The 7,441-nt window shown below is 71.1% G+C and carries 7 protein-coding genes; 3 read left to right on the forward strand and 4 right to left on the reverse strand.

From position 1 onward, the window contains the following. Positions 1-241 precede the first annotated feature (241 nt). The 3 genes from CA984_RS41390 (at position 242) to CA984_RS41400 (ending at position 4,572) form a co-directional block, all read left to right on the forward strand. Positions 242-1,045 (forward strand): purine-nucleoside phosphorylase, encoded by an 804-nt coding sequence (locus tag CA984_RS41390; protein WP_086578795.1) that lies wholly within the window; start codon positions 242-244, stop codon positions 1,043-1,045. A gap of 255 nt (positions 1,046-1,300) precedes the next feature. Next, the gene (locus CA984_RS41395) at positions 1,301-2,944 is read left to right on the forward strand and encodes a phospho-sugar mutase (protein WP_086578801.1); all 1,644 of its coding nucleotides are present in this window, start codon (positions 1,301-1,303) and stop codon (positions 2,942-2,944) included. Between the two features lie 152 nt (positions 2,945-3,096). Continuing rightward, positions 3,097-4,572, forward strand: coding sequence for an ATP-binding protein (locus tag CA984_RS41400; protein WP_086578796.1), 1,476 nt, complete (start codon positions 3,097-3,099; stop codon positions 4,570-4,572). Here the strand turns inward: CA984_RS41400 and CA984_RS41405 are convergent, their stop codons facing one another. The 4 genes from CA984_RS41405 to CA984_RS41420 form a co-directional block, all read right to left on the reverse strand. Next, positions 4,573-5,262 carry a hypothetical protein gene (locus tag CA984_RS41405; RefSeq protein WP_086578797.1) on the reverse strand — a complete coding sequence of 230 codons (690 nt, stop codon included), beginning with the start codon at positions 5,260-5,262 and terminating at the stop codon, positions 4,573-4,575. Positions 5,263-5,290: 28 nt separating this feature from the next. Further along, the gene (locus tag CA984_RS41410; protein ID WP_086578798.1) at positions 5,291-6,370 is read right to left on the reverse strand and encodes an adenosine deaminase; all 1,080 of its coding nucleotides are present in this window, start codon (positions 6,368-6,370) and stop codon (positions 5,291-5,293) included. A 243-nt stretch (positions 6,371-6,613) separates the two neighbouring features. Beyond that, positions 6,614-6,967, reverse strand: coding sequence for a cupin domain-containing protein (locus tag CA984_RS41415; RefSeq protein WP_086578799.1), 354 nt, complete (start codon positions 6,965-6,967; stop codon positions 6,614-6,616). A 21-nt stretch (positions 6,968-6,988) separates the two neighbouring features. Beyond that, positions 6,989-7,441, reverse strand: a 453-nt coding sequence (locus CA984_RS41420; protein ID WP_086578800.1) for an AMIN-like domain-containing (lipo)protein, incomplete at its 5' end; no start/stop codon positions are given.

The raw sequence follows: 7,441 nt of genomic DNA on the forward strand, positions 1-7,441 counted from the left end.
GTTCACCCCGTCCCCTCACCGGTTCCCTCACGTCCTTCGCACCGGTTCCGCGCCTCCGCGCCCCGGCCGGTTCACCGCGTCTCCGGCGCCGCCGCGCCGTACCGGATGGACAGGCCGGGCAGGCTCCCCGCCGGGCGGCCGGGGACGTCGTGCCGGGCCCGTCCCGGCCGGGAGAGAACCGCGATCATGCCGGGATGCCGTCCGGCCCGATCCGGGAGGAACGGCGAGTACGCTCTGCAACGTGAGCAATGACCCTTATGCACTCGCCACGGAAGCCGCGACCGCGCTGAAGAGCGCCACGGGAGTCGATTCGTTCGACGTCGCGCTGGTGATGGGTTCGGGCTGGGTGCCGGCCGCCGACGCGATCGGCGAGACGATCTCCGAGATCCCGGTGACCGACCTGCCCGGTTTCGCGCCGCCCGCGGTGGCCGGCCACGCGGGCAGGGTCCGCGCGGTCCTGACCGGGTCGGGCAAGGTCGCGCTGATCTTCCTGGGCCGCACCCACCTCTACGAGGGCCGAGGCGTGGACCCGGTCGTGCACGGGGTGCGGACCGCGATCAAGGCCGGTGCCGGCACGATCGTGCTGACCAACGCCGCCGGCGGCCTGCGCCCGGAGACCCAGGAGGTCGGCGAGGCGGTGCTGATCAGTGACCACATCAACCTGACCGGCGCCAACCCGATCACCGGGGCAACCTTCGTCGACCTCACCGACGTCTACACCCCGCGCCTGCGCGACCTGGTCCGCGAGATCGAGCCGTCGATGGCCGAGGGCGTCTACGTGGCCTTCCGCGGCCCGACCTACGAGACCCCGGCCGAGGTCCGCATGTGCAGGATCCTCGGCGGTGACATGGTCGGCATGTCCACCGCGCTGGAGGCCGTCGCGGCCCGCGAGGGCGGTGCCGACGTGCTCGGCATCTCGCTGGTCACCAACCCGGGCGCCGGGCTGGTGGGCGAGCCGCTCAACCACGAGGAAGTGCTGGAGGTCGGCCGCGCCACCGCCGCGCGCATGGGCGGCCTGCTGGCCGAGGTCGTCGGCAAGCTGTAGTCGGAGCGCCGCTCCGGGCCCGGCGGACCGGCAGGTGAGCGGTCCGGTGAGACGGCGGAACGGTCGACAGGTCGGACGGAACGGTCGACAGGTCGGCAAAGCGGCCGACAGGCCGGTGGATGGCCCGGTGAGACGGCGGCGCAGCCGGTGAGACGGTGGAACGGCCGGTGGATGGCCCGGTAAGGGTGGATGGCCCGGCAAGTCGGCGGAGCGGCCGGTGGGCGGACAGGTCCCGGCCCGGAGCGTGAGGTGACGATGAGCAGCGATCTTGTACGGCTCGCACAGTCCTGGCTGGCCCAGGACCCGGACCCGGAGACCCGCGCCGAGCTCACGGCGCTGCTGGACGGCGGCGACGCGGACGCGCTGCGCGAGCGGTTCGGGACCAAGCTGGAGTTCGGCACCGCCGGCCTCCGCGGCGAGCTGGGCGCCGGGCCCAACCGGATGAACCGGGTCACCGTCATGCGCGCCGCCGCCGGTCTCGCCCGGGTCCTCGGCCCGGGGCGGCACGTCGTGATCGGCTACGACGCCCGGCACAAGTCCGACGTCTTCGCCCACGACACCGCCGCCGTCCTCACCGGTGCCGGGCTGCGCGCCTCCGTCCTTCCCCGGCCGCTGCCCACCCCGGTACTGGCCTTCGCCGTCCGCCACCTCGGCGCCGATGCGGGCGTGACCGTCACCGCCAGCCACAACCCGCCCCGGGACAACGGCTACAAGGTCTACTGGAACGACGGCTCCCAGATCGTGCCGCCGGTCGACTCCGAGATCTCCGCCGCCATCGACGCCGTCGGCCAGGTCTCCGGCCTGCCCCTCGGCTCCCCCGCCGACCCCGCCTGGACCACGCTCGGCGACGACGTCGTGGCCGCCTACCTGGAGGCGGTGACCGCGCTCCCGCTCGGCGACGCCCGCGAGCTGCGGGTGGCCTACACCCCGCTGCACGGGGTGGGCGGCGGCACGCTGGACGACGCCTTCCGGACCGCGGGCTTCGAGGTCCCGGCGACCGTCGAGGCCCAGGCCGCCCCGGACCCGGACTTCCCCACCGTCGCCTTCCCCAACCCGGAGGAGCCGGGCGCGATGGACCTGGCACTGGAGCTCGCCCGGAGCGTCGGCGCGGACATCGTGCTGGCCAACGACCCCGACGCAGACCGCTGCGCGGTGGGCGTTCCCCTGCCGGACGGCGGCTACCGGATGCTGACCGGCGACGAGGTGGGCGCCCTCCTGGGCGAGCACGTGATCAGGCAGACCTCCGGCGACGGGCGTCTCGTGGCCACCACCGTCGTCTCCTCCTCCCTGCTCGGCAAGATCGCCTCCGGGCACGGCGTGCGGTACGCCGAGACCCTCACCGGTTTCAAGTGGATCATGAAGGCCGGGGACGGGCTGGTCTTCGGCTACGAGGAGGCCCTGGGATACAGCGTCGGCGCGGACTCGGGCCTGCCCGTGCACGACAAGGACGGCATCGGCGCGGCGCTGACCGTCGCCGGCCTGGCCGCCCAGGCCAAGCTCGACGGCCGCACCCTGCTCGACCTCCTCGACGACCAGGCCCGCCGCTACGGCCTGCACGCCACCTCCCAGCTCTCGGTCCGGGTGGACGACCTGTCCCTGATCACCGGCGCGATGGCCCGCCTGCGCGCCACGCCTCCGGTGAAGCTGGGGGGCCGCGAGGTCGAGTCCGCCGACGACCTGAGCGAGGGCTCCGCCGGCCTGCCGCCCACCGACGGCCTGCGCTACCGCCTGTCCGGCGGCGCCCGCGTCGTCGTCCGCCCTTCGGGCACCGAGCCCAAGCTCAAGTGCTACCTGGAGGTCGTCGTCCCCGTCACCGGCGAGGTCGCCGACGCCCGGACGCAGGCCGTACAGGACCTCGACGCCCTGAAGGCCGACCTCTCCGCCGCCCTCGGCCTGTGACCCCGGCCCCGGGACGGGCCTCCTTTTGACCGGACAGCGCTGACGCCGGAGCCTTCACCCTCAAGAGTTTCCGGTGAGACTCTCATGCCCGATGGTCTCATCTGTGAGAGTCTCAACTTTGAGACTCTCACAGATGAGACCATTGGAGAGCGGTGGACGGGTTCATCGGAAGAGACCATGAGCTGGGCAAACTGCGGCGGCTGCTGGACAAGGTCGAGGCGGGGGGCCGCATCGAAAGGCCGGGACGAGCGATCCTGGTGCGAGGTCGCCGCCGCGTCGGCAAGTCGCGCCTGGCCGAAGAGTTCATCCGGCGCTCGGGCGTCCCCCATCTCTTCTATTCCGCCGCCAGAGGACCGGAAGGCCAGCAGCTTCAGAGGTTCCTCAGCGCCGGCGCCGCATCCGACCTTCCCGGAGCCCAGCTCATGGGCGGGCAGTCACCGGACTCCTGGGATGCCGCGCTACGCCTTCTGGTGGCCGCTCTTCCCCGGGACTCACCAAGCATCGTGGTTTTCGACGAGCTCCCCTACCTGATCGCAAGCAGCCCTGACCTCGAAAGTGTCCTGCAGGTGCTGTTCGACCGGGAGTTCTCCCACCGTCCGGTGCTGCTCATCCTCATCGGCTCGGACCTGTCGATGATGGAGGCGATCAACCAGTACGACAGACCCTTCTACATGCGAGCCACCGAGATGGTGGTCAGACCGCTCACACCGGCGGACGTGGCCAGAAAGCTGGAGTTGACCGCGGCAGACGCCTTCGACGCCCATCTGGTGTCCGGCGGCTTGCCGATGATCTGCGAGGAATGGCGGCCGGGACTCTCCGTTCAGGAATATCTACAGGAGGCCCTGACGGATTCCACATCGTCTCTGGTGATCAGCGGTGAACGTGCTCTTGCCGCCGAACTGCCGCCCGATGCCCAGGCCCGGACCGTGTTGAGCGCCATCGGCTCGGGTCAGCGCACTCATGCTTCGATAGACCGCGCGACCCCGGGCATTCCCAGAGCCTCGCTCAACCGCGCGTTGCAGTTCTTGGTCGAGAAACGACTGGTCGTCCCCGAACTTCCGCTGGCCACCCGGCCTTCACGTGAGACCAGATATCACATCGCGGACACGCATCTGCGTTTCTGGCTCACTTTCGTCGGCCCCTGGCTCCCTGAGATCGAACGGGACCGGGGCGACCTGGTTCTCGCCCGGTTTCACCGATCATGGACATCATGGCGGGGAACGGCCATCGAACCGGTGATCCGGGAATCGCTGCGACGTATGGACGGGCTGCCGGAGGGGACCTGCGCCATCGGTGGCTACTGGACCCGCACGAACGATCCGGAGATCGACATCGTCGGGGCGGATCGCGAGCCGGTCGCCAAGAAGATCACCATGGTCGGCTCGATCAAATGGCTGGAGAACCGGCCGTTCGACCGGCATGACCTGAGCGAGCTCATTGTCCACCGTTCCAAACTGCCGGGCGCCGACACCTCGACCCCGCTGTTCGCCGTCTCGCGGAGCGGGGTCACGGCTGAGGGCGTCGAAGCGATCACCCCGGAGCGGTTGCTCGACTCCTGGCGCCCTCTGTCGGGCGCGCGAGAACCGGCCCCGTCCGGCGGGGCCGGTCCCGGAGGCCGGGCACCGTGATCAGGCGAGGATCGCGGCGATCACCAGGATGGCCGCGGCCAGCATGGCGGCCAGGGCGCTCGGCGCCCAGGTGACCCTCATGGCCCCGGTCCCGGTGGCGTCGGCGGAGGCGCCGGACTCGGTGGCCCGCGTACCCGCGCCGTCGGCGGGCTCGGCGGTCACCCGCTCGGCGTTCCGGACGGCCGCCCGCTTCGCGGCCTCGGCCCGCTCGGTGATCTGCTCGGCGACCCAGTCGGCGTGGGTCCTGCCCGCCAGCGCCTCGGCCGCCGCCTGCTCCCCCTTCGAGCGCGTCGGCTCGGTCTTGTAGCGGCCACCGGTGTTCGCGGAGTTCCCCCGCCGTACGGCCGCCGCCCGCTCGCGGGCCGAGGTCTGCGGCGTCCAGCAGCGGACGCTCTCCCCGCCGGATGTGATCTTGATCGAGTGGGAGACCACGACCTCGTCCACCCCGGCCAACGGCACGGAGACGTTCCTCAGGGGATTGCGGACCAGCACGCCGTCCTCGGTCAGGACGACCGCCGGACGCAGGCAGGCGATGAAGACCAGCGCGGTCAGCACCCCCAGCACCGCGGCGGCGACCAGCGAGGACGGCCCGCTGTAGCGGACGATCAGATCCACCGCGTTGAACGCGGCGAACGCCATCCAGATCCAGCCGAGGACCAGGGCGGTCCTCGACCGGAACACCTGCTTCATCGAGTTCACTCCACTCGTGCGGACCCGTTCACGACTGCCACTTGAGGCGCGCGAATCCGGGCTTGATGACACCGTTGATGAGCGCCAGACGCTCGTCGAACGGCAGGAACGCCGACTTCATGGCGTTGATCGTGAACCACTGCATGTCGTCCCAGCCGTAGCCGAAGGCCTCCGACAGCTTGGCGAACTCCTCCGAGACGGAGGTCGCGCTCATCAGCCGGTTGTCGGTGTTGACCGTGACGCGGAAGTTCAGCCTGCGGAGCAGGCCGATCGGGTGCTCGGCGATGGAGGCCGCGGCACCGGTCTGCAGGTTGGAGGTCGGGCACATCTCCAGCGGGATGCGCTTGTCGCGGACGTAGGCCGCGAGGCGGCCGAGCTTGGCCTCCCCCTCGCCGGACACCGTGATGTCGTCGATGATCCGGACGCCGTGGCCGAGACGGTCGGCGCCGCACCACTGGATCGCCTGCCAGATCGACGGCAGGCCGAAGGCCTCGCCGGCGTGGATGGTGAAGTGGGCGTTCTCGCGCTGGAGGTATTCGAAGGCGTCGAGGTGGCGCGTGGGAGGGTAGCCCGCCTCGGCTCCCGCGATGTCGAAGCCCGCCACGCCGACGTCGCGGTAACGGACCGCCAGCTCGGCGATCTCCCTGGACCTGGCCTGGTGGCGCATCGCGGTGAGCAGCGTGCCCACCCGGATGCCACGGCCCTCGGAGCCGGCCCTGAACCCCTCCTGCACGGCCTCGATGACCTCTTCGAGGCTGAGGCCCGCGGAGGTGTGCTGCTCGGGCGCGTAGCGCACCTCCGCGTAGACGACGCCGTCGGCGGCCAGGTCCTCGGCGCACTCGGCGGCGACCCGGACCAGCGACTCGCGGGTCTGCATGACGCCGACCGTGTGGTCGAAGGTCTCGAGGTAGCGCTCCAGCGAGCCGGAGTCGGAGGCCTCCTGGAACCAGGCCCGCAGACCGTCCGTGTCGGTCGTGGGCAGCCGGTCGTAGCCCGATCCGGCGGCCAGCTCGATGATGGTCCCGGGCCGCAGGCCACCGTCAAGGTGATCGTGGAGCAATACCTTCGGAGCCCGGCGTATCTCCTCAAGGGTGGGTAGCTGACTCATCTCATCACCTTACCGTCGGGTGCCTAATCACCGATCTTGCGAGCATGTGCGGCCGTGTGCCGGTCGTGCGACGTACGGCGCGGCCTCCCGCTCCCGCCGATGAGGGCCTCGGCGGAGGGCGGGGGCCCCGCGTTCACGGCGGTGCGGGGACCGCGCGCCACACGGCCGCCGCGCGGCAGTCCGTCGCGGTCGACGGTCTTGACGGACTCGACGGACGTCCGCCGCGGTCGACGGACTCGACGGTCATCCGTCGCGGTTGACGGACTCGGGAGAGAAGGCGGGGACGCAGACGGCGACGTACTCGGCGCCCTCGGGGCCGCAGCTGTAGCGGATCTTCTCCCCCGGCTCGCTCACGAACGCCTGCCCGGCGTTGACCTCGGTCGTGCCGCCCTCGTGCTCCACGATGACCGTCCCCTTGAGCACCAGCGTGTATTCGCCGAACTCCGGTGTCTGGGCCGGCTCGTCCCACCCGGCCGGGGCCTTCATGTGCGCGATCGAGATCCGGCTGTCGTCGCTGTTGACCCTGCCGACGTACTCGTCGATCGTCTTGCCGCCGGGGACGGGGATCCGCGTCGCGCTGTCGATTTTGCGTGCCATCAGACCAGTCTGTCACCGCTCTCAGTGCGCGACGTCGATGACCAGCCGGTCCGGTTTCTTCTGTTCGGTCACCCGGAAGGCCGCCTTGCGGTCGAGGACGATGCCCACGCCGACCACGGCCTCGAAGTCACCCGTCTTGACCACGTTCCGCACGTTGCCCAGCGCGGCCTGGAAGATCGGCCCGCCCACCCAGGTCGGGCTGCCCGACTGGGTGTGCGCGCCGGCCGGGTGCATCGACACCTGGAGGTAGGCCCCGCCCCGGACGTCGATCGGCTCGCCCGACCCGTCCTGGACGAGCTCGGGCACCCACCGCACGCTGTATCCCGGCAGGCCGCCCTTCAGGTCGATCACCACCCGGTCGAATCCTCCGTGCTCGGCGAAGCGCACCCCGGTGACGGTCGGCGGCTCGTCGACGGCGTGCTTGACCTCGACCTCCTTGGTGCTCGTCGGCGGCTTGGGCCCGGCCTTCGAGGG

It is taken from the genome of Streptosporangium minutum (assembly GCF_002149035.1).
In the GTDB taxonomy this organism is placed as follows: domain Bacteria; phylum Actinomycetota; class Actinomycetes; order Streptosporangiales; family Streptosporangiaceae; genus Streptosporangium; species Streptosporangium minutum.